The organism is Micromonospora radicis (assembly GCF_003583405.1).
Taxonomy (GTDB): Bacteria; Actinomycetota; Actinomycetes; order Mycobacteriales; family Micromonosporaceae; genus Micromonospora; species Micromonospora radicis.
Window position 1 is genome coordinate 1 of record NZ_QXEC01000023.1, and the last position, 23327, is coordinate 23327.

The following is a 23327-nucleotide window of genomic DNA, read 5'->3' on the forward strand; positions in this document are numbered from 1 at the left end:
AAGGAAGGCAAGGGCCCCTGCTGACGCCTCGTGCGCGGCAGGGGCCCACTTGACGACGCGGGCCCGGTCCGGGCGTCACACCCCGGCCGGGTACGTCTCCATCTCGCCCGGCGTCACGAGCGCGGGCAGCGGATGCAGGGCAGTCGTCTCGTCGCACCAGATGAAGGCGTCGTACCGCTGTCCCAGCTGCGTCGGCACGTAGTTGCCCCACGATTCGAAGGACGGGTCGTACACCACCCCGATCGCCCGGTGGTCGAGCGTGTCGGTGACCCAACCCGGCTGGTCCGATCCGCCGAAGACCAGCACCGCGCGGTCCGGCATGAGCTGGTGCAGCAGGTCCTCGACCGAGCCGGCCCGGGCCGGCGGCACCACCATCGCCTCGGCCGGCGAGCCCCACCGCGGCGCGGCGATGGTGGTGCCCCGCCAGCTGCCGAACCCGACCAGCACGACCTGGTCGGCACCGTGGCGCTCCCGCGCCAGCTGCCCGATGTTCACCATCCCGTCGACGGCCATGTCGGTGGCGCGCGCGTCGCCGACGTGCGTGTTGTGGGCCCAGACCACCCCCCGGGCACCCGGCCCGTAGCGGTCCAGCAGCCGGTCCAGGGTGTCGGCCATGTGGTTGTCCCGGACGTTCCACGACCCCGGGCCACCGGCAACCATCTCCCGGTAGTAGCGCTCCGCGCCGGCCACCACCTCCGCGTTCTGCCAGGCCGCGAAGGCGCCCGGCCCGTCGGTGGCGGCAACTTCCCGGGTACGCGCCAACAGCCGCACCACCTCCTGCTCACAGCGGGCCGAGACGAACCGGCTCGCCATGCCGTACTCCTCGACCCGCTTGCCGTACGGCTCGAAGCACCGGTACGCGTCCTGCGCGGCCTCCAGCGACGCCGGATCCTCCTCGCCCAGGTAGTCGAAGATCGCCTGCATCGACTCCCAGAGGCTGTAGACGTCCAGGCCGTGGAAGCCGACCCGGGACGCCTCGGCCTGCTCCAGGTTCCACTCGCGCAGCCACCGGCAGAAGCGGGCCACCTCGGCGTTCGCCCACATCCAGGTCGGCCAGCGCTCGAAGCGTTCCAGCGCGACCTGCGGCTGTGCCGCGCCATCCGGCGCGCCGACCACCGAGCGGTGCACCCGGTCGCAGTCCGGCCAGTCGCCCTCCACCGCGACGAAGTCGAACCCGCACTCGGCGATCAACCGGCGGGTGAGCTGTTCCCGGATCCGGTAGTAGTCGTAGCTGCCGTGCGTCGCCTCCCCGATCATCACCACCCGGGCGTCCCGGGCTCGCTCCAGCAACGGGTCGAGGTCGCTCGGCGCACCGAGCCGCTGAACCAGCATGCCTGCGGCTACCCGGCACCCGGACGGGCAAACGCCGACGCGGCGGTGTGCCGGCGTGCGTCAGGGGGCGGAAACCGGGCGGGCGACGCCCTGGGCCCGGGCCGCTTCGGCGGCGGCGAGGACGGCCACCACCTCGCGGCCGAAGCGCACGTCGCACCGGTGGTCGCGGGTGCCGCTGTCGATCTCCGTCAGCAGTTGGTCGATCGCCACCCCGAACGCCGTCGCGGCGGTGCCGTCGGCGTTGGGCAGCCGCTCGATGCCGTTCTCGCCGTAGCACACGAACTCCGCGGCCACCGCCTCGGGCGGGGCGTCCAGGGTCAGCGACACGGTGCTGGTAGCCCCACCGTCGTGTTCGAGCAGCAGGTGCACCAGCCCGCCGGGGCCGTCGGTGGCCGTCACCCGGGTCACCCGGCCGAGCACCGGCAGCAGCACCGCCAGGGCGTGCGGGCCGATGTCCCAGAGCGCGCCGTGCGCGCGCCGCCACGCCGACCCGGCGTACGGGCTGCTCGGCTGGAAGATCGAGGCGAACCGGATCACGTTCGCGGTGTGCCAGCCACCGGCGGCGGCGGTCGCGGCGACGAACCCGGCGACCTCCGGCTGGTAGCGGCCGGTGAAGAAGACGACCGAGGCCACGCCCGACCCGGCGGCGGCATCCACGACCCGGTCGGCGTCGGCGACGGTAAGCGCGAGCGGCTTGTCCAACAGCAGGTGCCGGCCGGCGGTGGCGGCCCGCACGGCGATGTCCGCCTGGACGTCCGGCGGCAACGCGACGGCCACCGCGTCACACGCCGCCAGCAGGGCGTCGACCTCGTCGAAGGCGGGTACGCCGTACCGGGTGGCCAGCGCCGCGGCCCGGTCGGGGTTGCGGCCCCAGACGCCGACCAGCTCCGCCCGCGGGTGCGCGTCGAGCGCCGCCGCGTGCGTCTGCGCCGCCCAGTGCCCGGTGCCGAACAGTCCGAACCGCATCCTGGGGTACCTCCACCGTCGTCTCCGCCCGTGGCCGTCCCACGGATTGCTCCACGCTAAACGAGCGGTTCCGGCTCCGTCGGGTGCCCGTGGCGGTCGGCGCTGCGGTGCGGATCCTGTCGAGCTGATGGCACAGACGGATCACGCCGACCGCGACACGCCACCCGCCCCGGCGGCACCAGGTCACCGCGGAGAGCCGCGCGGTTCGTCTTACTACGCGGGTTAGTAGAGTGGTCCGGTGATCGGAACGAGCACCGGACGGGCCGGATGAACGCCGCCGGTTCGCCGGTCGACGGCGTACCCTCGGTCGTCGCCATCGTGTTGTCGCTGCTCGTCGCCGCGTGGGCGCTGGTGGCCGCGCTGCGCCACCGCCCGCCGGACCGGGTACAGCTGATCGGCCTGGCCGTACTGGAACTGGTCCTGCTCGGGCTGGCGGTGCTGGCCGGGGTAGCCCTCACCGGCGGCGAGCAACCGGGCGAGCCGGGGGCGTTCTTCGGCTACCTGGTGACCCTGCTCTGCCTGCCACCGCTGGCCGCGGTGCTGGCCCGGATGGAGCCGACCCGGTGGGGCTCGGCGATCGTCTGCGCCGTCTGCCTGGTGACGCCGGTGGTCGTGGTACGGCTACAGCAGACCTGGCAGGTGCTCGGTGGCTGAGCTGCGCACCGAGCGGCCGACCCGGACCAACGCCGGCCCCGGCCGGCTGCTGATCGCCGTCTACCTGCTCTTCGCGATCGCCGCGACCAGTCGCGCCGGTCTGCAGATCCTCACCCGGTTCGACGAGGCGCCGCTGGCGTACCTGCTCTCCGCGCTCGCCGCGGTGGTCTACATCGTGGCGGCGGTGGGCCTGGCCCGGGCCGGCCACGCGGGCCGCCGGGTCGCCCTGGCCTGCTGCACCGCGGAGCTGGTCGGCGTGCTCGGGGTCGGCGCGTTCAGCCTGGCCCGCCCCGACCTGTTTCCGGACGAGACGGTCTGGTCGGGCTTCGGCAGCGGGTACGGCTACATCCCGCTGGTGCTGCCCGTGCTCGGGCTGGCCTGGCTCTGGTTCACCCGCGCCCGGGGGTGAGGACGGGCCCCGGTCGACGCCGGTTACCGGACGGACCCCGTCCCGACGGCCAACGGCGGGGGAAGGGGCCCGGACGGCACGGTGGGGGCGGTCAGTCGCGGGGACCGCCGGCGACGTAGACGACCTGGCCGGAGACGAAGGACGCGCCCTCGCTGGCCAGGAACGAGATGGTGTGCGCCACGTCCTCGGGCCGCCCGACCCGGCGGACCGGGATCTCCGACTCGGCGTGCTTCTGCATCGCCTCGAAGTCGATCTTCATGCGGGCGGCGGTGGCGGCGGTCATGTCGGTGACGATGAAGCCCGGCGCCACCGCGTTGACGGTCACCCCGAACGGCCCCAGCTCGATGGCGAGGGTCTTGGTGAACCCCTGCATCCCGGCCTTCGCGGCGGCGTAGTTGGCCTGCCCCCGGTTACCGAGCGCGGACGTGCTGGAGAGGTTGACGATCCGGCCCCACTTTGCCTCGACCATGTGCTTCTGCGCGGCCTGGCTGACCAGGAACGCACCCCGCAGGTGTACGCCCAGGACGGTGTCCCAGTCCGCGTCGGTCATCTTGAACAGCAGGTTGTCCCGGAGCACCCCGGCGTTGTTGACCAGTACGGTCGGCGCCCCCAGCTCGCCGGCGACCCGCTCGACGGCGGTCTCGACCTGGGCCCGGTCGGACACGTCGGCGCCGACGCCGAGCGCCCGCCCGCCGGTGGCCGCGATCGCGGCCACCGTCTCCGACGTCGCCGACTCGTCGATGTCGACCACCGCGACAGCCAGCCCGTCGGCGGCCAACCGCTTGGCGGTGGCCGCACCGATCCCCCGCGCCGCGCCGGTCACGATGGCGACCCGCTGCCCCTCCGACATTCCTACCTCCCGGTAACTTGGCTCGACGGCAGGAGCCTAACCCGGTGAGATCAGGAGGACCAGGCGCGGCGCAGCCGGATCCACCGGTAGCCGTACCCGGCGACGTTGAGTTTGTCCAGCTTGCCGATGTCGGCGTAGTTGCGGTCGGCGAGCACGTCGATCGGAAGCTCGGCCTCCGGCTGGAGCAGACTCAGATCCACCTCGGCGTCCACCGCCCCCAGGTTGTGCAGGAAGACCATCGTCCCGGTCGGCCCGTCGGCGCGGTGCGCCAGCACACCGGGCGGCATCGGTACGTCGATGTGGGTGGTGGAGCCGAAGCCGATCTCCGGCGCCTCCCGCAGGGTACGGATCATCCGCTCGAACCAGGCCAGCAGCGAGTTGCGGTCCCGGCGCTGCAGGGTGACGTTGACCTTGTCGTAGCCGAAGTCGCCCTTGTCGATGACCGGACGCACCAGCTTCTCCGGCTCGGCCCGGGAGAAGCCGGCGTTGCCCTCGTACGACCACTGCATCGGGGTACGGATCGCCTCCCGCCCGGGCAGCGACAGGTCCTCTCCCATGCCGATCTCCTCGCCGTAGCGCAGCACCGGCGTGCCGCGCAGCGAGAACTGCAGCGAGTACGCCAACTCGATGCGCCGCCGGTCGTTGTTCAGCATCGGTGCCAACCGGCGGCGGATGCCCCGGTCGTAGATCCGCATGTCCTCCTCGGGGCCGAAGTGCTCGTACACCTGGTTGCGCTGTTCGGCGGTGAGCCGGGACAGGTCGATCTCGTCGTGGTTGCGCAGGAAGGTGGCCCACTGTCCGCCCTCGGGCAACGCCGGAGTGTCGCGCAGCGCCTCGATCACCGGCTCCGGATCCTGCCGGGCCAGGGCCAGCATCAGCCGACCGTTCAGCATGAAGTCGAAGAGCATGTGGACCCGGTTCGCCGAACCGCCGCTGTCGCCGAAGAACGCGGGCAGCTGGTCCGGCTCGACGTTGGCCTCGGCCAACAGGATCGCGTCGCCCCGGCGCCACTGCACGTGCTGGCGCAGCTCGGTGAGGAACTCGAAGTCCAGGTCCGGGTTCGGGTCACCGGGCTCGGTCCGCTCGATGATGAACGGCACCGCGTCCATCCGGAAGCCCGCGACACCGAGCTGGAGCCAGAACGACATGATCTTCTTGATCTCGTCGCGTACCTCGGGGTTCGTGGTGTCGAGGTCCGGCTGGAACCGGTAGAACCGGTGGTAGTACCAGGCCTTGGCGGTCCGGTCGTAGGTCCAGGTCTCGTGCTGCTCGCCTGGGAAGACCATGCCCTGGTGGCGGTCGGCCGGCTCACGATCGGACCAGACGTACCAGTCGCGGTACGGCGAGTCCGGCGACGAACGCGCGGACTGGAACCACGGATGCTGGTCGGAGGTGTGGTTCACGACCAGGTCGATGATCACCCGGATGCCCCGGTTGCCCGCCTGGTGCAGCAGCTCGGCGAAGTCGCCGAGGGTGCCGAAGCGCGGGTCCACGTTGTAGAAGTCGGTCACGTCGTACCCGTCGTCGTCGTTGGGCGACGGGTGGATGGGGTGCAGCCAGAGGCAGGTGACGCCCAGCCGGGCCAGATAGTCCAGCCGGCCGATCAGGCCCTGGATGTCGCCGACCCCGTCACCGTTGGAGTCGGCGAACGTGTCGATGTCGAGGCAGTACACGACCGCCTCCGAGTACCACCTGTCAGACATGCCCCGGAAGGTTCTCCCGGTCGGGCCGGCGGCAAACCCACCGACCCGTTACGGTGCCGTGATGCGCAGCATCGAGTGGTCGAGCGGCAGCTGGCTGCTGCCGCCCGTCCGAACGGTCCAGGAACCCGACGGCGGACTCGGCGTCGAACCGGGCGCGGGCAGTGACCTGTGGCGGCACACCAGCTACGGCTTCGTCCACGACGACGCTCCCGCGCTGCTCGCGCCGTTGCCGGAGAACACCGCGGTGGAGGTCGACTTCCGGCTGGACTACACCGAACAGTTCGACCAGGCCGGCGTACTGGTGTGGGTGGACGATCGGAACTGGGTGAAGGCCGGGGTGGAGGTCAGCGACGGCGAACCCCAGGTCGGCGCGGTGGTCACCCGGGAGCACTCCGACTGGTCGGTCGCCCCGGTACCGCGGTGGGCAGGCCGGGAGGTGACCGTACGGGTCAGCCGGGCCGGCGACGCGCTGACCGTACGCGCCCGGGTGGCCGGGGAGCCCTGGCGACTGGTCCGGCTCGCCCCGCTGACCCCGGACGCCACGGCTTCGGCCGGACCGTACTGCTGCTCACCCAGCCGGGGCGGGCTGACCGTCAGGTTCACCGACTGGCGCCAGGGACCGGCCGACGAGGCCCTGCACCCGTCGCAGTAACCACGAAGCCCCTCCCCCACGCCCACGCCGCCCGCGCCCCGCGTCGCGCCCCGCCCACGCCGCCCACGCCCCGCCCACGCCGCCCACGCCCCAGCCCCAGCCCCAGCCCCGGCCCCGGCCCCGGCCCCGGCCCCGGCACAGATCTTGCACTTATGGTCGCCGTTATGTGTCTTTTATTCAGTTATGGACCGACCGAAAGCGCAAGATCAACGCGGCGGGGAGGGAGGGAGGGAGGGAGGACGGCGGGGCGGGGTGGGGGGTGGGGTGGGCTCAGGGAAGGGTGCGGAGGTGGGGGGCTACGGTTCGGGCGAAGTTGTTGTTGTGGGTGACGTCCCAGTTGACGGACCAGGTCATCGCGCCACGCAGGCCGGGGTAGGTACGCGGCGGGCGGAAGCTGCCGCAGTTGGTGCCCCGGGTCAGGCAGTCCATCGCGGCGTTGACCACGCTGGGCGCGACGATGCCGCCGCCGGCCGCCCCGGGACCGGCCGGCAGGCCGAGCCCGACCTGGTCGGGGCGGAGCCCCGCCTCCAACTGGACGCAGGCCAACGCGACGATGAAGTTGACCGTGCCCTGGGCGTACGCGGCGTTGTTGTCGCAGCCGAGCATCGCCCCGGAGTTGTAGAACTGGGTGTTCACCACGGTCAGGATGTCCTTGATGTCCAGCGCCAGCTTGAAGTAGCTGCTCGCCGGGTTCTGCATGTCGATGGTCTGCGGCGCCATCGCGATGATCAGACCGCTGCCCACCTTGGCTCGCAGGGACCGTAGCGCCTGCGCCATGTAGGTCGGGTTCAGGCCGTTCTCCAGGTCGACGTCGACGCCGTCGAAGCCGTAGCGCTGGATGAGGGCGTACACGCTGTCGGCGAAGGCCACCGCGGAGGCGGCGTCGTTCACGGCGACCCGGCCGGTCTCACCGCCGACCGAGATGATCACCTTCTTGCCCCGGCTCTGCAGGGTGCGCACGTCGGCGGAGAACTCGGCGTCGGTGTAGCCGCCGAGCGAGGCGGACAGCCCCGGGTCGACGGCGAAGCCGACCGCGCCGGGCGTGCCGGTGGCGTCGGCGAAGGCGACCGCGACCAGGTCGTACTCGGTGGGCACGTCCCGCAGCCGCAGCTCGACGGCCGGGTTGTCGAAGTTGTGCCAGTACCCGGTGAGGATGTGCTTCGGCAGGCCGGTGACCGGCGGCGGGGTGGTCGGCGGCGGCGTCGTCGGGGGCGGGGTGGTGGGTGGCGGGGTGGTCGGGGTGATCCCTCCACCGCAGGCCACGCCGTTCAGCTGGCAGTTCGTCGGTACGCCGGGTCCGCTGCCGAGGAAACCGAAGGAGACCGACGCGCCGGGGGCGATGGTGCCGTTCCAGGAACGGTTGGTGAAGGTGTACCGCTGGCCGCTGGAGGTCAGCAGCGCGTCCCAGTAGGTGCCGACCGTGGTGCCGGCGGGCAGGTCGAAGGTGAGGCTCCAGCCGTTGACGGTGCCGGTGCCCGCGTTGGTGATCGTGTACTTGCCCTCCCAGCCGGACCCCCAGTCGGACGTCTTGACGAAGCTCGCGGTGGCTCCGGCGGCGTACGCGGCGGGCGCCAGCCACACCGCGCCGAGCGCGGCGGCCACCGCGCCGACCACCGACAACACCAGGATTCTGGACCGTTTCATGGGATGCCTCCAGACCGGACGGAAATCCATGGGCGTCAACCTGGCGCCCATTATTAAGAGTGTTAACTATTTCTGTCCAGTGCTGGCCGGCGGGAGGCCAGGAGGGCCCCGCTTCGCCGACGGCGTGAACAGGGGCCCTCCCGACACCTCAGCGGCGGAAGTGGAACCAGTTGACGTTGACGAAGTCGTTGGGTTGGCCGCTGCTGAAGGTGAGGTAGACGGTCCGCCGTCCGGTCACCGACGTGACGTTGCCGGGGACCGAGCGCCAGCTCTGCCAGCCGCCGGTGTTGGCGATCGCGAAGCTCCCGATCGGCGTACTCGTCGGGCTGCCGATCCGCACCTCGACCAGGCCGCTCACCCCGGAGGCCGCGCCGGAGGCGACCCGGGCCACGAAGTCCCGCGGCGCGGTGGAGCCGAACTCCACGTTGTCGAAGCGGACCCAGTCACCGTTGCGCAGCGCCGCGATGTTCTGCCCACCCTCGGAGCACGCCTCGACGAGCACGCCGTTCTGCGCGTTGAACGACTCGGCCTGGATGGTCGCGTACGCGTCCCGTACGCCACTGGGCGGCGGGGTGGTCGGCGGCGGGGTGCTGCCGCCACCCCGGCTGTAGACGGCCACGTAGTCGACGAGCATCGGTCGGCCGGGCACGGTCGCCGAGGTGGGGGTGGCGCTGCCGGCCACCCCGTTCGGGAAGGCGCCGCCCATGGCCACGTTGAGCAGCAGGAAGTAGCCCGCGTGGCTGGTCATCTGCGACCAGTACGGCTCACCGACACGGGTCTGGCTGACCGTGTGGTAGAGCTGCCCGTCGACGTACCAGCGCAGTTGCTGCGGGCTGGTCGAGGCGTCCCACTCGAACCGGTAGGTGTGGAAGGCCGACTGGCAGGTGCTGCCCGGACAGGCCCGGGAGCCGCCGATGCCGTTGAACTCGTCGCACGGGCCGCCGGGCGCGACACCGCAGTGCAGCACGCCCCAGACCGTGTTGAGCCCGTTGACGTTCTCCATCACGTCGAACTCGCCGATGCCCGGCCAGTTCTGGTAGTTGCCCCGGTACGGCGAGCCGAGCGCCCAGAACGCCGGCCAGTAGCCGGAGGCGGCGGCGCCGGTGACGTTGGGCAGTTGGATGCGGCCCTCGATGGCCAGCACGCCGCCGGTCGGCGGCTTGAAGTTGCTGCGTACGGTCTCGATGCGGGCCGAGGTCCAGCGGCCGGCGCTGTCGCGCAGCGGCGTGATCCGCAGGTTGCCGGCGCCGTCGTGGCTGACGTTGGCGGTGCTGTTGGTGTACGTCTGGATCTCGCCGGTGCCCCAGTTGGGCGGGCCGCCCGGGTAGCTGGTGCCGGTGTCGACGATCCAGTTGCTGGCCGACGGGAGGGTGCCGGCGGCGCCGGTGAAGTCGTCGCTCCACACCAGGCTCCAGCCGGCGGGGGGCGCCGGTACGGCGGCGTCGGCGGTGGCGCCGATGCCGGCCAGGCCGGCGGTGGCGGCGACGAGCACGGCCACTGCCAGGGGCAGCCGGCGCCGCGCGGGCGGGGCGGCCGGAGCCGCCGGGACAGGATTCATGGGACGTGCCTCTCTGCGGGGCGAACTGAGAGAGCGCTCTCTCAGGAGTTGTACGTCTCACCTGGACGGTTGTCAATGCATAGTTTCCGGCCCCCGCCGCCGCGGGTACTTGGCGGCCGACCCGGTGCGGAGCGACCGCCCCGGCAGAAGCGGACGGTGGTGGCGATGGTCAGGCAGGCAGCGGCGGCTGCGAACCCCTCGGCGGCGGAGACCGAGCTGCTCACCGTGGGTGTCGAGGAGGAGTTCCTGCTCGTCGACCCGGACACCGGAGCCGCGGTGCCGGCCGTCGACGAGGTGCTGGAGCAGGTACCGCCGGAGCTGCGCGGGCAGGTGGAGCGCGAGTTCCAGACCAGCCAGATCGAGATCGGCAGCCCGCCCGGGGTGGAACTCCCCTCGATCCGGCACTCGCTGGGGCTGCTGCGCTCCGCGCTCGCCGACGCCGCCGAGCGGGCCGGCGCGCGACTGCTGGCGATCGGGACCGGCCCGGTCGACGGACCGGTGCCACCGGTGGTGGACAAGCCCCGCTTCGACCGGATGGTGGAGCGGTACCGGCTACTGGTGCCCGGACCGGGCAACAACGGCATGCACGTGCACGTCGGGATACCCGATCCGGACACCGGCGTGCAGGTGCTCAACCACGTACGGCCCTGGCTGCCGATCCTGCACGCGGTCACCACCAACTCGCCGTTCAGCCGCAGCGCGGACACCGGCTACGCCAGCTGGCGCTCGATCGAGTGGGAACGCTGGCCCTCGGTGGCGCCGACGCCGTACCTGGTCAACCACGACCACTACCGGCGGTTGATTAGTCAGCTGATCGGCAGCGGCGTGATGCTCGACGAGGGGATGCTCTACTGGTACGCCCGACTGTCGGCCAAGTACCCGACGGTGGAGCTACGCATCGGTGACGTCTGCCCGACGGTGGACGACGCCGTACTGGTCGCCGCCCTGGTCCGAGCCCTGGTGGCGACCGCACTGGACGACATCGCCGCCGGCCGGCCGCCCCTGCCTACCGACCATCACCTGCTGGTCGGGGCGCACTGGCGGGCGGCCCACGACGGGCTGGAGGGTGCCGCGGTGGAACCGGCCAGCGGCGAGCTGCGACCGGCGTGGGACCTGCTGCACCAGTTGGTCGGACGGCTCGGCCCGGCGCTGGAACGGCACGGTGACCACGCCGAGGTGACGAGCCTGCTGGACGGGCTGCGCGCACACGGCACCGGCGCCGCGCGGCAGCGGGCGGTGTACGCCCGCACCGGCAGGTTGGCGGATGTGGTGTCGGAGGTGGCCCGACAGACCCGGGGAGAGGTCCCCGGGTGACAGGGGGTTTGCGATGGCGGAACGACTGATCGTCATCGGCGGGGACGCGGCCGGCATGGCCGCCGCGTCCCAGGCCCGGCGTCGCCGTGGCCGGGACGACCTGGAGATCGTCGCGTTCGAGCGCGGGCACTTCACGTCGTACTCGGCCTGCGGCATCCCGTACTGGATCAGTGGGCTGGTGAACGACCGCGAGCAGTTGGTGGCCCGGGATCCGGCGACCCACCGCAAGCAGTTCGACATCGACGTCCGGCTGCGGCACGAGGTGGTCGGGATCGACCTGGACCGCCGCGAGGTCACCGCCGTGGACCTGGACGGCGGCGGCGAGGTCCGGGAACCCTTCGACACCCTGATGTACGCCACCGGCGCGGTGCCGATCATGCCGGACTGGGCCCGGACCGAGGCCGGCGGCGTGTACGGGGTGCAGACGCTGGACGACGGCTCGGCGCTGCGCGAGTGGCTGGAGGCCGACCCACAGCCGCGCCGGGCGGTGGTGGTCGGTGGCGGCTACATCGGGGTGGAGATGGCCGAGGCGCTGGTGCTCCGGGGTCTGGCCGTCACCCTGGTCGAGCGGGGCGAGCAGCCGATGTCCACCGTCGACCCGGACATGGCCCGGCTGGTCACCGAGGCGATGCGCGGGCTCGGTGTGGACATCCGCACCGGGGTGGCGGTCACCGGCCTGACCGAACGGGACGGCCGGGTGACCGGGGTGCTGACCGACGGCGGTCCGATCCCGGCCGACGTGGTGGTCCTCGGTCTCGGCGTACGCCCGAACACCGAGCTGGCCGACGCGGCCGGGCTGCCGCTCGGTCCGACCGGCGGGATCCGGGTGGACCGCCGGATGCGGGTCACCGGGGTGCCCGGGGTGTGGGCCGCCGGTGACTGCGTGGAGACGCTGCACCGGGTCAGCGGGATGCCGGTGCACGTACCGCTCGGCACGCACGCCAACAAGCAGGGCCGGATCGCCGGGATCAACATCGGCGGCGGGTACGCCACCTTCGCCGGGGTGATCGGCACCGCCGTGACCAAGGTCTGCGACCTGGAGGTGGGGCGGACCGGGCTGCGGGAGCGGGAGGCCCGGGACGCCGGCTTCGAGTTCGTCTCGGTGATCGCCGAGTCGACCAGCCGGGCCGGCTACTACCCCGGTTCGCGGCCGATGACGGTGAAGCTGATCGCCGAGCGGCCCAGTGGCCGACTGCTCGGGGCGCAGATCGTCGGCTGGTCCGAGGCGGCGAAGCGGATCGACACGTTGGCCGTGGCGCTGTGGAACAAGATGACGGTGGACGACATGACCGCGCTGGATCTCGGCTATGCCCCGCCGTACGCCCCGGTCTGGGATCCGGTGCTGGTCGCCGCCCGCAAGGCGGTCGACGCGCTGGCCCGCTGAGCGGATCCTGTCGGTGGGGGCGGTTAGCGTGTGCGCGCCCACCCCGTCGGGTGGTGCCGACCCCCTCGGAGGAATGCCCCATGGCGCAGGAGACGACCTACCTCGAACTGTCCGAAGTAGACGGTGGAGCGCACAAGTTCTACGAGGTGTTGGTCGACGGCACCGCGCTGACCGTGCGTTACGGCCGGATCGGTGACCAGGGCCAGGTGAAGACCAGTGGCTACCCGGACAACGCGCGGGCGCGGGCCGCCGCGGCCCGCAAGATCGGCGAGAAGATCCGCAAGGGGTACGCCCCGGCCGTGCCCGGCGTACGCCAGAAGCGTGCCGTCTCCCGCCGGCAGATCGTCAGCACCCGCTCCACCGCCCGCACCGCCCCGGTGCTCTGGCGGTACGACTCCGGCGCCCCCGCGTTCGGCATCTTCATCGACGGACGCACCTGCATGGTGGGCAACGAGCGCGGTGTGATCACCACCCTCGACCACGACGCCCGGGTGCTGGACCAGGTCCGACTGCCCGACGGGGTGAAGTCCATCGTGGCGGACGACGCGTGGATCTACGCCGGCTGCGACGACGGCAACGTCTACGACCTCTCCGGCAAGATCCCCCGGGTCGCGTACGCGATCGCGCCCGACATCGACATCTACTGGCTGGACATCCACGACGGCGTGCTCGGGGTCTCCGACGCGGGCGGCGGGATCGCCGCCGTCGACCACGAGGACGAGTTCCTCTGGCGGCGCGCCGGGCGCGGCCGGTCGGCCTGGATGGTGCGCTGCGACAGCGACGCGGTCTACCACGGTGACTCGACCGGGGTCAGCGGCTACGACTGGCGCACCGGCCAGGAGCTGTGGCACACCCGCACCGGGTCGGTGCTGTTCGGCTGGCAGGAACGCGACGCGGTGTTCGCCGGCACCGCCACCCGCGAGGTGGTCCGCGTCGGCAAGGACGGCCGGGCCACGCAGACCTACCGGGCCGACGCGCCGGTCTTCTCCTGCGCCACCGCCGCCGACGGCCGGTACGTCTTCGCCGGCGACAGCCAGTCCTCGATCTACTGCTTCGCCGCCGACGGCACCCGGCTGTGGAAGCTCGGCACCGGCTGCGGCTCGGCGTACTCCATGCAGTACCACGACCAGCGCCTCTACGTGGTGACCACCAGCGGCCACCTGGCCTGCGTCGACGCCAGCGAGCCGGCGATCCGGGCGGCCGAGGCCGGCAGCGTGCCCGAGGTGGTCGACGTCAAGGCCCCCGCCCGGCTGCCCGAGCCGGCCGCGTACCACCAGGTCGAGGTGGTCGGCGAGGCCGGCGACGGGGTGATCGTGGAGTGCGTCAAGCAGGGCGGCCGGCTGCGGGTGCACGTCCTGTCCACCGGCTACCACCGGGACTGGTCGGTGCAGTTCCCCAAGGGCATCCGCGAGCCCGGCGCCCGCTACCTGGTCACCGAGGTTCGTGAGTCCGGTCGGGGCGGCTTCTACCGCACCCACGGCGACATCCGCCGCCTCCGATGACGGGCGCGCTGCGGATCCCCGACGAGTTGACCTGGTTGCGTGCCATGCCGGGTGGCCCGCAATGGTTGGCCGGGCTGCCGGAGCTGCTGGACACCTGTGCCCGGCACTGGTCGCTACGGGTCGGGCCACCCTTCGGGTACGGCATGACCTCGCTGGTGGTGCCGGCCGACCGGCCCGACGGCACCCCCGCGGTGCTCAAGTTGCAGTTCCCAGACCCGGAGAGCGAACACGAGGCGACCGCGCTGCACCACTGGGACGGCAACGGCGCGGTCCGGCTACTCGCCCATGACCCCGACCGTCGGGCGCTGCTGATCGAGCGCTGCGATCCCGGTACGCCGTTGCACGTACTCCCGCCGGACGATGCGCTGGACGCGGTGGTGGCGCTGCTTCCCCGCCTCTGGCGGCCCGTCGACGGGCCGTTCCGGTCGCTGGCCGAGGCGGTGCAGGGCTGGGTGGTCCGGTTACCGGCCGCCTGGGAACGGGTCGGCCGACCGTACGAACGGCGGTTCGTGGACCTCGCCGTCGACCTGCTCACCGGGCTGGCCGGCAGTCAGGGCGAACAAGTGCTGGTCAACCAGGACCTGCACGCCGCCAACGTGCTGCGGGCCACCCGCGAACCGTGGCTGGCGATCGACCCGAAACCGCTCGTCGGTGAGCGGGAGTTCTCGGCGGTGCCGATGGTGCGCGGCGTCGAACTGGGCCACTCCCCCGCAGCGGTGCGCCGCCGACTCGACCGGCTCAGCACCGAGCTGGGCCTGGACCGGGCCCGGGTACGCGACTGGACGATCGGCCACACGATGGCCTGGAGCATCGCCGGTGACACGGTCTTCGCCGACCACGTCGAGATCGTCCGCTGGCTCCTCGACTAGTTGCCCGGTAGGCGAGCCGAAGAAGGAATTTGTCAGCGAGGTCGTGAACGCAACACGATCCGGAGCCGTCACCAAAGATGTCGCCACGCCGAAGGGGATTGGCCTACCTGTGACCTCCGACCTCACACTCAAGAAGTTCAAGGCCGCCCGGGTGCCGCGCAGGATACTGGCGTTCGTGCTGGCCGCGCTGGCGATCCTCGCTGCCGTCGTCGCCACCATCAGTTACAGCGTCGCCTCGGCCCAGGGCGACGCGGTGGTCGGCGACCCGGTCTCCGAGAAGCAGATGACCGTTCTCGTCACCGCCGCCGCGTCCTGCCCGGTCCTGACTCCGGCGAGGATCGCCGGGCAGCTGATGGCCGAATCGGGCTTGGACAACCGGGCGGAGAAGACCACCTCCGGTGGTCGGGGCATCGCCGGCCTCAGAGACGGCGACTGGAAGTCGTGGAAACCGTGGCCGGCCGCCCAGCGCTCCGACACGTCCGCAGGCATCCTGGCGCTCGCCCACCAGATGTGCGACTTCACCGGTCAACTCCGGGTGGCTGGTGTCACCGGTGACCAATGGCGTCTCGCGGTGGCCGCCTTCCACATCGGACTGCCCGCCGTCACCGAGGCCAACCGGGTGCCCGACGCGGCGGCGGAGTACGTCGACCAGGTCAGCGCCTACGCCGGGTACTACGGCAAGCTGAAGCAGTTCGGCGGGGCCGGTACCACCGCCCCGACGCTGCCCGCCGTCGAGGCGAAGCATGTTCCCGCCGCGTATGTGCCGCTCGTCGTCGAGGCAGGTTCGGTCTGCGAGCAGGTGACCCCGCCGCTGGTCGCCGCGCAGCTCATGGCGCAGTCCGGATTCGACGCCAACCGACTCGGTCCGGCCGGTCAACGCGGCATCGCGCAGTTCCTACCCGAGGTCTGGCAGTCGTACGGGCCCACGGGCGGCTCGGTATGGGAGCCGGAGGTCGCCATCCCCACCCTGGGCGACGCCATGTGCGACCTGGTCGAAGAGTTGTCCGCGCTGGAGGGCGACCCGATGCTGCTCGCGCTCGCTGCCTACCGCGACGGCATCACGGCGGTTCGACAGTCCGGCGGCACCATCGACCGGCACACCGAGACGTTCCTACGGTCGGTGAAGTCCCTCGCCGACATCTACGCGCTCGACTCCCGGCTGACGAACTCGGCCCCGACCGCGCCTTCCCCGTCGACCGTGCCGCCGTACGTGACCCCCACCCCGACCAAGGACACCCAGCCCTCCGGCGCACCGAGCCCGAGCACCGATCGGCCCACTGGCGCGCCGTCCAGCCCGGCGGCGTCGCCGACCCCCGCGCCGAAACCCACGCGCCCGGCCGGCGCGGTGCAGATCTACCACGTACAGACCAAGCTCTGTGTCAGCTCCGGCAGCACCGGCAGCGGCACCCGGCTCAAGCTGCGGGCCTGCGCCGAGGAGCCGGCGCAGTGGTGGGATGCCCGTGACGACGGCACCTTCCGCTCCCGTGGCCTGTGCATGGAGGTCGCCTTCGGGGGCTCCGATGACGGCACGCCGGTGCAGGCTGCCACCTGCACCGCGAAGCCAGCTCAGCAGTGGCAGCTCAACGCCAAGGGCCGCCTGGTCAACAAACTCAACGACCGGGTCCTCGACGTCCGAATCAACGACGAGGACAAGCCGGTCGAGATCTGGACCAACCGCGGCTACGCCGACCAGGCCTGGCAACTGCGGTAACGAGTGGCGGGTTTCAGGGCTGGCAGCCGGCGCACCAGTAGAGATTGCGGGCGGTGATGGTGCCGCGGCTGACCGGGGTGGCGCAGACGTGGCAGGGCTGCCCGGGGCGGCGGTAGACGTACACCTCGCCGCCGTGCCGGTCGACTCGGGCAGGGCGGCCCATCGCCTCGGGCAGGTGTTCGGCGCGGACGGTGTCGATCCGGCCGGTGGCGACCGCACGCGTCATCAGTTCGACCAGGTCGGCCCAGAGCGCGTCCCAGCCGGCGCGGGTCACCTCGCGGCCGGGCAGCGTCGGCGGGAGCCCGGCGCGGAACAGCACCTCGGTCACGAAGATCAACCCGGTGCCGGCCACCACCGACTGGTCCAGCAGCAGCGCGGCCAACGGCGTCGAACTGCGGGAGATCCGGGCGTACGCCCGCTGCGGCTGCGCGTCGGCGCGCAGCGGGTCAGGACCGAGGCGGGCCCGCAGCATCGCCACCTCGGACGGGGTGAGCAGTTCGCAGGCGGTCGGCCCACGCAGGTCTAGCCAGTGCTGGTCGCTGGCCAGCCGCAGCCGGATCTGTCCCACCGGCTCCGGCGGCTCACCGTCACCGTCGGTGACCTTGCCGTACAGGCCGAGGTGCACGTGCAGGATCCGCTCACCGGCATAGTGGTGCAGCAGGTGCTTGCCGTACGCCTCGGTCCGCTCCAGGACGGCCCCGGACAGCAGCGCGGCCCCCTCGGCGAACCGGCCCTGCGGGCTGGTGGCGAGCAGCTTCTCCCCGGCGAACAGCTCCGCGTGACGCGCCGCCAGGCGATGAATCGTGTGTCCTTCTGGCACGACCGCCAAGCGTAGGCGGGGCGGAAGCCGCTCGGCCAACTGCGGCTGCGCGCTGCTGCCGACCAACCCCCACTACTCGCCGGTAGGGATCGGGGCGGCATGTCTGGTTCAATTGCGCGTCGGGGCGGCGGGGACGGCGGGCCGCACGGCGGCTGAAGAGGGACGGTGGGCATGACGGATCGGCTGCGCTACGCGGTGGTGGTCGGCAACAGCGACGGGATCGGGCTGGCGTTCACCCGCCGGCTGCTGGCCGACGGGTGGCGGGTCGCCGGGCTGTCCCGGCGGGAGAACTCGATCAACGTACCGACGTACACCCACCACACCGTCGACGTGACCTCGCCGGACTTCCCGCAGGTGCTGGGCACGGCCATCGACGAACTGGGACAGGTCGACCTCTGCGTGTACGCCGCCGGGGTCGGCGAACCGGTCGACCTCGCCGATCTGGACGAGCAGACCCGCACCTTCGAGGTCAACCTGATGGGCGCGGTACGCACCGCAGCCGTGGTCGTACCGAGGATGCTGGCCGCCGGGGACGGGCACATCATCGGACTGTCCAGTCTCGCCGACAAACTGGTCTCCGGCCACGCACCCGGTTACGCCGGGTCGAAGGCCGGCCTGTCGTCGTACCTGATGGGGTTGTCGGCGGCGTTGCGCGGACAGGGCGTGAGCGTGACCACCGTGCGGTTCGGGTTCGTCGACACCAAGATGGCCAAGGGGCCGGTACGACCGCTGATGATCCCGGTCGACCGGGCGGTCGAGATCCTGGTCCGCTGCGTACGCGACCGCCCGGTGCGGGTCTCCCGCCCCCGCCGCATGGCCCTCCTGACGACCGCCCTCTCCCCCTTCGCCCGCGGCTGACCTCCCCCACTGGTACGAAACCGCCCCGGCGGCCGGTAGGCATCAAGATCGGCTGCTCGGCGGGCGGTGTCGGGCGGAGGTGGGATGGGTATTGGTCGGGGTGTATCGGCGTGGGGGGTGGGACGGGGGGGTCGCGGCACCCGCCACGCGTGACCAGGAGGGTGACACCATGAGATTTCCTTCGCTGTCCCGCCGCGCGGAGCCGGCGACGACCGTGGACGAGGAGGCCGACGGCCGCGCCGCGGTCGCCACCGACACCCGCACCACCGACGCGCGCCCCACCAGCGGCGCACGTGCCACCACCGACACGAGCCCCGCGGGCGGCCGCCCGGTGGCCGAACGCGGCAATACCCGGACGTACCGCGGCGGGGCCGCGGCCACCGCCACCGACCAACCCACCGACCGCATCGACGCCGACCAGGTCGCCACCGACCGGCCCGGCACCGGACGGCCCGCTGCCGACCAGGCCGCTAACGGCCGGGCCGCCGCCGACCGAGCCGCCGCCGACCAGGTCGCTAACGACCGGGCCGCCACGGCCCGCTCCGGCGTCGACGGTTCCCGGCGGGCCCGGACCGCCGCGCCCGCGGCCGCACCCAACCGCGACCGCACCACCGCCCCGAGCGGCGTTGAGCCGGGTCGGGGTGGCGACCCGGACCGCGTCGCGGAGCGGGAGCTTGCCGGGGACGAGCCGGCCGTCGTGCGGCGGCCACGGGCCAGTCTGCTGGCCACCCTCGGCCTGGTCGTCGGGAGCGCCGGGTTGCTGTTCGTACTCACCGGGACGCTTGCCGGGTACGGCATCGCCATCGGTGCGGTCGGCGCCGTGCTCGCCGTACTCGGCTTGATCGGGACCCGGCGGCGGCACCTCGTCGGGAAGCCCGACGCGTTGCTGGGGATCGCCCTCGGTCTCGGCGCGGTGGTGCTCGGGGTGCTGGCGATGACCGGGCAGTACGACTGGCCGACCACCGACGGCGATGCGGTGGCCCGGCTGCGCGAGTGGCTTGATTCACAGTTTGTGAATCGGAGCTAGCGGGCACCTTTCGCCGCGCCGGTGGTTCACCGGCGCCCGGCCGGTGCGGAACCGGCCGTAGCCCGACCAGTTCTGGTGGTTCACCAGCCGGGCACATACCTCGTCAGGGGCGGCGGTGCGCCGCCCCTGACGTATGTCCGCGCCCTTCCCTCACCGTTTCGCCGGTGTGGCGGTATTCGGTACGAGGCGACCGCCATGCCGGCGAAACGGCGACGATCAAGGCCGCCGACGCGCGGAGCGGAACCGACCAGGCCAGCCGACGCGCGAAGCGGAACCGACCAGGCCGACGCCGCAACGATCAGCCGACAAATGCCGCGTAGACGCAACGATGAGCCGTTCCTCGCAAGGGTCAACGGTGGATCCTGCACGTCGGCGCCGCATACCGTTGAGCCACGCGCCAGCCCGTGGACCGAAGGTGGCCGGGCGCGCGGAGACCCTGGGAGCAGGACAATGACGATGGACGCCACCCGCCAGCGCTTCCTGATGTGCCGGCCGACGTACTTCGCCGTCGACTACGCGATCAACCCGTGGATGGACCCCACCGCCCCGGTCGACGCCGACCTCGCCGTACGGCAGTGGGAGCGGCTGCGCCAGGTGTACCGCGACCTGGGCCACACGGTCGAGGAGATCGCCCCGGTGGCGGGCCTGCCCGACATGGTCTTCGCCGCCAACGGCGGCACCGTCATCGACGGGAAGGCGATGGCGGTGCAGTTCCGCGACCCGCAGCGCGCCGACGAGGCGCCCGCCTACCGCGCCTGGTTCGAGGCCGCCGGCTTCGAGCTGTACGACCCCAAGCACGTCAACGAGGGCGAGGGCGACATCCTGCTGGCCGGCGGCCACCTGCTCGCCGGCACCGGTTTCCGCACCGCGCACGCCTCGCACGCCCAGTTGCAGGAGGTCTTCGGCTACCCGGTGATCACCCTGCAACTGGTCGACCCGCGCTTCTACCACCTGGACACCGCGCTGACCGTGCTCGACGAGCAGACCGTGGCGTACCTGCCGGAGGCGTTCTCGCCGGGCAGCCAGGCCGTACTGCGCCGGCTCTTCCCCGACGCGGTGCACGCCACCATGGCCGACGCCGAGGTGCTCGGCCTCAACGCGGTCAGCGACGGGCGGCACGTGGTGCTGCCCGAGCAGGCCACCGACCTGGCCGGCAAGCTGCGCGACCGGGGCTACCAGACGATCGGCGTCGACCTGTCCGAGCTGCGTAAGGCCGGCGGTGGCCCGAAGTGCTGCACGTTGCGACTCCGTCAGGGAAAGGCGAGCCGATGATCGAGGACATGCTGCGGACCCCCGCCGCGGTGCAGGACGCGGAGCGGCACACCGCGCACAACTACCACCCGCTGCCGGTGGTGATCTCCTCGGCCGAGGGCGCCTGGGTGACCGACGTGGACGGCCGGCGTTACCTGGACTGCCTGGCCGGATACTCGGCGCTGAACTTCGGTCACCGGCACCCCACGCTGATCGCCGCCGCGCACGCCCAGCTCGACAGGCTGACCCTGACCAGCCGGGCCTTCGTCCACGACCAGTTCGCCGACTTCTGCCGCGAACTGGCGGCGCTCTGCGGCAAGGACCTGGTGCTGCCGATGAACACCGGCGCCGAGGCGGTGGAGACCGGCATCAAGGTGGCCCGCAAGTGGGGCTACCAGGTCAAGGGCGTACCGGCCGGGCAGGCCAACATCGTGGTGGCGGAGGGCAACTTCCACGGGCGTACGACCACCATCGTGAGCTTCTCCACGGACGAAGACGCCCGGGCTGACTTCGGGCCGTACACCCCGGGTTTCCGGGTCGTCCCCTACGGTGACCTGGCCGCTCTGGCCGGGGCGGTCGACGAGCACACCGTCGCGGTGCTGCTGGAGCCGATCCAGGGCGAGCAGGGCGTGGTGGTGCCGCCGAGCGACTACCTGCCGGGGGTGCGACAGCTCTGCACCGAACGCAACGTGCTCTTCGTCGCCGACGAGATCCAGTCCGGCCTGGGGCGTACCGGTGCCACCTTCGCCTGCGAGCAGGAGGGCGTCGTACCGGACATGTACCTGCTCGGCAAGGCGCTCGGCGGAGGCATCGTGCCGGTCTCCGCGGTGGCCGCCGACGCCGACGTGCTGGGCGTACTCCGGCCCGGACAGCACGGCTCCACCTTCGGCGGCAACCCCCTCGCGTGCGCGGTGGCGACCGAGGTGGTCCGGCTGCTGGCCACCGGCGAGTTCCAGCGACGCTCGGCCGAGTTGGGCGAGCGGCTGCACGCCGGGTTGCGCGGGCTGATCGGCAAGGGTCTGGTCGCCGTCCGCGGCCGGGGGCTGTGGGCCGGGCTGGACATCGACCCGGCGCTGATGAGCGGCCGGGCGGCCTGCGAGCGGCTGATGGCGCGGGGCGTCCTGGCCAAGGACACCCACGGCTCGACCATCCGGCTGGCCCCGCCGCTGACGATCACCGCCGAGGAGATCGACCACGCGGTGGCGCAGTTGGCCGCCGTACTGGCCGGCTGACCGGTCGTACCGAACGGGCGGGCGCCGGGACCACGGTCCCGACGCCCGTCGTCGTACCCGCCCGGTGCTCCCGGCCGGGGGCTGCCGGTGGCGGGCGACAGCTCAGCGGGGCAGGCGCATCGCCATCGTCGGCGCCTCGGACATCACCGAGTCGGGGTTGTACGGCGCGCCCGCCGGCAGGTCAGCCGGCCGACCGATCTGCACGCCGGGATACAGCTCCACCAGGTCACCCGCGCCCAGTACCCGGGTCTGCTGCGGTGCGAGGGGGATCCGGTCGGACTCCGCCATCGAGCCGCCCGGCCGCACTCCCGAGCCGTTGGTGCTCACGTCGGTGACGACCACGTCGCTGCCGCGCAACTCCAACCGGACGTGACTGCGGCTGATCCACCGCCGCGCCTCGTCGTTGAGCCACTGCCCGAGCATGACCGCCCCGGTGCCGTCCGGTGCCCGACCGACCAGCACCGGCTGCTCCTCGGTGAGCACGAAGCGGCGGCGGATCAGGCCACCGATGCGTACCGCGAGGACCTCGCTACGCGTCCGGGGCCCGTTGTCGCGCAGCCGGGTGCCGTGCCGGGGGCAGGTCGGCACGCCGTTACGCAGCGACGGTGGCGCCTGGCCGGTCGGCTTACGGCCCACGGCGGCGAGGTCGGCGAAGGCACCACCGCCGCCACTCCCGCCGAACAGGTTGCAGCCGGACTCCGAGCAGCGCCACTCCCGGGCGAGCAGCTTGGCGGCGGCCGGCGACGGCGGCCCGGCCAGCGGCGTGTGACCACCGCCGACATGGGCGATGAAGACCGGTCCGCCGGCACCCGGCACCGGGGCGAGCGCCCGACCGGGCTGCTCGACCAACCACGGGAACCGCCCACGCAGGCCGTCGAAGCGGACCCGGCTGAGCACCGGCAGGCCGAGCAGGTCGGCCACCTCCAGCATCCGGTCACCCGGGTTGTCGAGCACCTCGACCAGGCCGTCGTCGGCCCACCGGCGCACCACCATGCGTTCGTTGGAGGTCAGGTCGGCGTCGGAGAGCACCCCCCGGTGCACCACCGCGTAGACCGGGACGCTGTCCTCCTCCAGGCTGCGTGCCAGGGCGTCGATGACCATGCCGAGGCGCAGCGTGCTGGCCGGACGACCGCCGTCGAGATCCTGGTAACGGATCACCTCGGCCAGGTCGATCACCGCCCGGACCAGCTGCGGGTCGGTGCAGACCCGCCCCTCGATGGCGTCCAGCACCTTGCTGATCTCGAACCTCATCGGCTGCCTCCCACGATCCCGTCGATCCGCCGGGCCAGCTCGATGTCCCGCCCGGTGACACCGCCCGCCGAGTGGGTCACGCAGCGGAAGGTCAGGGTCCGCCAGCGGATGTCGATGTCCGGGTGATGATCCAGTTCCTCGGCCGTCACGGCGACCCGGTCGACCACCCCGATGGCGTCCGGGAAACTGGCCAGCTCCACGGTACGGGTGATCCCGGCGGGGTCTCCCGACCAGCCCGCCAACCCACCCAGTTCGTCTCGTACCGCCTCGGCGGTGAGCACCTCTGCCATGGCCAGACCCTACCGCTGCCCGCCCGCCCACCCCGCAACCCGATCTTGGT

The 23327-nt window shown here is 72.2% G+C and carries 21 protein-coding genes; 12 read left to right on the plus strand and 9 right to left on the minus strand.

What is annotated here, in order from left to right:
- Positions 1-75: 75 nt before the first annotated feature.
- Together D2L64_RS20770 and D2L64_RS20775 are read right to left on the minus strand one after the other, a co-directional pair.
- A complete protein-coding gene (locus D2L64_RS20770; RefSeq protein ID WP_119578887.1) occupies positions 76-1332 on the minus strand; it encodes an erythromycin esterase family protein in 1257 nt (418 codons plus the stop codon).
- 60 nt (positions 1333-1392) lie between these two features.
- Positions 1393-2298, minus strand: coding sequence for a Gfo/Idh/MocA family protein (locus D2L64_RS20775; protein WP_119578888.1), 906 nt, complete (start codon positions 2296-2298; stop codon positions 1393-1395).
- Between the two features lie 267 nt (positions 2299-2565).
- Here D2L64_RS20775 and D2L64_RS20780 point away from each other — a divergent pair, with 267 nt between their 5' ends.
- Both D2L64_RS20780 and D2L64_RS20785 read left to right on the plus strand, forming a co-directional pair.
- Positions 2566-2952, plus strand: coding sequence for a hypothetical protein (locus D2L64_RS20780; protein ID WP_119578889.1), 387 nt, complete (start codon positions 2566-2568; stop codon positions 2950-2952).
- Entirely contained in the window at positions 2945-3361 is a 417-nt protein-coding gene (locus D2L64_RS20785; protein WP_119578890.1) for a hypothetical protein, read from the plus strand. Before D2L64_RS20780 ends, D2L64_RS20785 begins: the two co-directional genes overlap by 8 nt.
- 91 nt (positions 3362-3452) lie before the next feature.
- Here the strand turns inward: D2L64_RS20785 and fabG are convergent, their stop codons facing one another.
- The gene (fabG, locus tag D2L64_RS20790; RefSeq protein ID WP_119578891.1) at positions 3453-4211 is read right to left on the minus strand and encodes a 3-oxoacyl-ACP reductase FabG; all 759 of its coding nucleotides are present in this window, start codon (positions 4209-4211) and stop codon (positions 3453-3455) included.
- A 50-nt stretch (positions 4212-4261) separates the two neighbouring features.
- Positions 4262-5914, minus strand: a complete 1653-nt coding sequence (locus D2L64_RS20795; RefSeq protein WP_119578892.1) for an alpha-amylase family protein — start codon at positions 5912-5914, stop codon at positions 4262-4264.
- A 61-nt stretch (positions 5915-5975) separates the two neighbouring features.
- On the opposite strand from D2L64_RS20795, the gene D2L64_RS20800 reads away from it, so the two are divergent.
- Positions 5976-6566, plus strand: a complete 591-nt coding sequence (locus tag D2L64_RS20800) for a DUF1349 domain-containing protein (RefSeq protein WP_119578893.1) — start codon at positions 5976-5978, stop codon at positions 6564-6566.
- Positions 6567-6836: 270 nt separating this feature from the next.
- Here D2L64_RS20800 and D2L64_RS20805 read toward each other — a convergent pair whose 3' ends face one another.
- Positions 6837-8210, minus strand: a complete 1374-nt coding sequence (locus D2L64_RS20805; RefSeq protein WP_119578894.1) for a chitinase — start codon at positions 8208-8210, stop codon at positions 6837-6839.
- A gap of 148 nt (positions 8211-8358) precedes the next feature.
- Complete coding sequence (locus D2L64_RS20810; protein ID WP_119578895.1) at positions 8359-9768, minus strand: carbohydrate-binding protein; 1410 nt, start codon at positions 9766-9768, stop codon at positions 8359-8361.
- Positions 9769-9933: 165 nt separating this feature from the next.
- On the opposite strand from D2L64_RS20810, the gene D2L64_RS20815 reads away from it, so the two are divergent.
- The 5 genes from D2L64_RS20815 (at position 9934) to D2L64_RS20835 (ending at position 16548) form a co-directional block, all read left to right on the plus strand.
- Entirely contained in the window at positions 9934-11082 is a 1149-nt protein-coding gene (locus tag D2L64_RS20815) for a carboxylate-amine ligase (protein WP_119578949.1), read from the plus strand.
- Positions 11083-11095: 13 nt separating this feature from the next.
- Positions 11096-12466, plus strand: a complete 1371-nt coding sequence (locus D2L64_RS20820) for an FAD-dependent oxidoreductase (RefSeq protein ID WP_119578896.1) — start codon at positions 11096-11098, stop codon at positions 12464-12466.
- Between the two features lie 80 nt (positions 12467-12546).
- Positions 12547-13968, plus strand: a complete 1422-nt coding sequence (locus tag D2L64_RS20825) for a WGR domain-containing protein (RefSeq protein WP_119578897.1) — start codon at positions 12547-12549, stop codon at positions 13966-13968.
- Positions 13965-14837 carry an aminoglycoside phosphotransferase family protein gene (locus D2L64_RS20830; RefSeq protein ID WP_119578898.1) on the plus strand — a complete coding sequence of 291 codons (873 nt, stop codon included), beginning with the start codon at positions 13965-13967 and terminating at the stop codon, positions 14835-14837. Before D2L64_RS20825 ends, D2L64_RS20830 begins: the two co-directional genes overlap by 4 nt.
- A 109-nt stretch (positions 14838-14946) precedes the next feature.
- Positions 14947-16548 (plus strand): ricin-type beta-trefoil lectin domain protein, encoded by a 1602-nt coding sequence (locus D2L64_RS20835; protein ID WP_119578899.1) that lies wholly within the window; start codon positions 14947-14949, stop codon positions 16546-16548.
- Between the two features lie 13 nt (positions 16549-16561).
- Here D2L64_RS20835 and D2L64_RS20840 read toward each other — a convergent pair whose 3' ends face one another.
- A complete protein-coding gene (locus tag D2L64_RS20840) occupies positions 16562-17368 on the minus strand; it encodes an Fpg/Nei family DNA glycosylase (RefSeq protein WP_119578950.1) in 807 nt (268 codons plus the stop codon).
- 171 nt (positions 17369-17539) lie between these two features.
- Between D2L64_RS20840 and D2L64_RS20845 the strand changes: the two genes are divergently transcribed.
- The 4 genes from D2L64_RS20845 (at position 17540) to rocD (ending at position 21736) form a co-directional block, all read left to right on the plus strand.
- Positions 17540-18226, plus strand: a complete 687-nt coding sequence (locus D2L64_RS20845; RefSeq protein ID WP_119578900.1) for an SDR family NAD(P)-dependent oxidoreductase — start codon at positions 17540-17542, stop codon at positions 18224-18226.
- Between the two features lie 169 nt (positions 18227-18395).
- Entirely contained in the window at positions 18396-19253 is an 858-nt protein-coding gene (locus D2L64_RS20850; RefSeq protein WP_147376276.1) for a thrombospondin, read from the plus strand.
- A 456-nt stretch (positions 19254-19709) separates the two neighbouring features.
- The gene (gene ddaH, locus D2L64_RS20855) at positions 19710-20525 is read left to right on the plus strand and encodes a dimethylargininase (RefSeq protein WP_199714670.1); all 816 of its coding nucleotides are present in this window, start codon (positions 19710-19712) and stop codon (positions 20523-20525) included.
- Positions 20522-21736: an ornithine--oxo-acid transaminase gene (gene rocD / locus D2L64_RS20860; protein ID WP_119578903.1), complete on the plus strand. Its 1215-nt coding sequence runs from the start codon at positions 20522-20524 to the stop codon at positions 21734-21736. Before ddaH ends, rocD begins: the two co-directional genes overlap by 4 nt.
- Before the next feature lie 102 nt (positions 21737-21838).
- Here the strand turns inward: rocD and D2L64_RS20865 are convergent, their stop codons facing one another.
- The gene (locus tag D2L64_RS20865) at positions 21839-22987 is read right to left on the minus strand and encodes an FHA domain-containing protein (protein ID WP_119578904.1); all 1149 of its coding nucleotides are present in this window, start codon (positions 22985-22987) and stop codon (positions 21839-21841) included.
- Positions 22984-23277, minus strand: a complete 294-nt coding sequence (locus D2L64_RS20870; RefSeq protein WP_119578905.1) for a 4a-hydroxytetrahydrobiopterin dehydratase — start codon at positions 23275-23277, stop codon at positions 22984-22986. Before D2L64_RS20870 ends, D2L64_RS20865 begins: the two co-directional genes overlap by 4 nt.
- Between the last annotated feature and the right edge of the window lie 50 nt (positions 23278-23327).

Bases quoted from the DNA above. Each gene is read 5' to 3' on its own strand.
- D2L64_RS20850 (WP_147376276.1), top strand. From the start codon at position 18,396: ATGAGATTTCCTTCGCTGTCCCGCCGCGCGGAGCCGGCGACGACCGTG.
- D2L64_RS20825 (WP_119578897.1), top strand. From the start codon at position 12,547: ATGGCGCAGGAGACGACCTACCTCGAACTGTCCGAAGTAGACGGTGGA.
- D2L64_RS20845 (WP_119578900.1), top strand. From the start codon at position 17,540: ATGACGGATCGGCTGCGCTACGCGGTGGTGGTCGGCAACAGCGACGGG.
- D2L64_RS20865 (WP_119578904.1), bottom strand. From the start codon at position 22,987: ATGAGGTTCGAGATCAGCAAGGTGCTGGACGCCATCGAGGGGCGGGTC.
- fabG (WP_119578891.1), bottom strand. From the start codon at position 4,211: ATGTCGGAGGGGCAGCGGGTCGCCATCGTGACCGGCGCGGCGCGGGGG.
- D2L64_RS20870 (WP_119578905.1), bottom strand. From the start codon at position 23,277: ATGGCAGAGGTGCTCACCGCCGAGGCGGTACGAGACGAACTGGGTGGG.
- D2L64_RS20775 (WP_119578888.1), bottom strand. From the start codon at position 2,298: ATGCGGTTCGGACTGTTCGGCACCGGGCACTGGGCGGCGCAGACGCAC.
- D2L64_RS20830 (WP_119578898.1), top strand. From the start codon at position 13,965: ATGACGGGCGCGCTGCGGATCCCCGACGAGTTGACCTGGTTGCGTGCC.
- D2L64_RS20780 (WP_119578889.1), top strand. From the start codon at position 2,566: ATGAACGCCGCCGGTTCGCCGGTCGACGGCGTACCCTCGGTCGTCGCC.
- D2L64_RS20800 (WP_119578893.1), top strand. From the start codon at position 5,976: ATGCGCAGCATCGAGTGGTCGAGCGGCAGCTGGCTGCTGCCGCCCGTC.
- D2L64_RS20815 (WP_119578949.1), top strand. From the start codon at position 9,934: ATGGTCAGGCAGGCAGCGGCGGCTGCGAACCCCTCGGCGGCGGAGACC.
- D2L64_RS20810 (WP_119578895.1), bottom strand. From the start codon at position 9,768: ATGAATCCTGTCCCGGCGGCTCCGGCCGCCCCGCCCGCGCGGCGCCGG.
- rocD (WP_119578903.1), top strand. From the start codon at position 20,522: ATGATCGAGGACATGCTGCGGACCCCCGCCGCGGTGCAGGACGCGGAG.
- D2L64_RS20820 (WP_119578896.1), top strand. From the start codon at position 11,096: ATGGCGGAACGACTGATCGTCATCGGCGGGGACGCGGCCGGCATGGCC.
- D2L64_RS20795 (WP_119578892.1), bottom strand. From the start codon at position 5,914: ATGTCTGACAGGTGGTACTCGGAGGCGGTCGTGTACTGCCTCGACATC.
- D2L64_RS20770 (WP_119578887.1), bottom strand. From the start codon at position 1,332: ATGCTGGTTCAGCGGCTCGGTGCGCCGAGCGACCTCGACCCGTTGCTG.
- D2L64_RS20805 (WP_119578894.1), bottom strand. From the start codon at position 8,210: ATGAAACGGTCCAGAATCCTGGTGTTGTCGGTGGTCGGCGCGGTGGCC.
- ddaH (WP_199714670.1), top strand. From the start codon at position 19,710: ATGGACGCCACCCGCCAGCGCTTCCTGATGTGCCGGCCGACGTACTTC.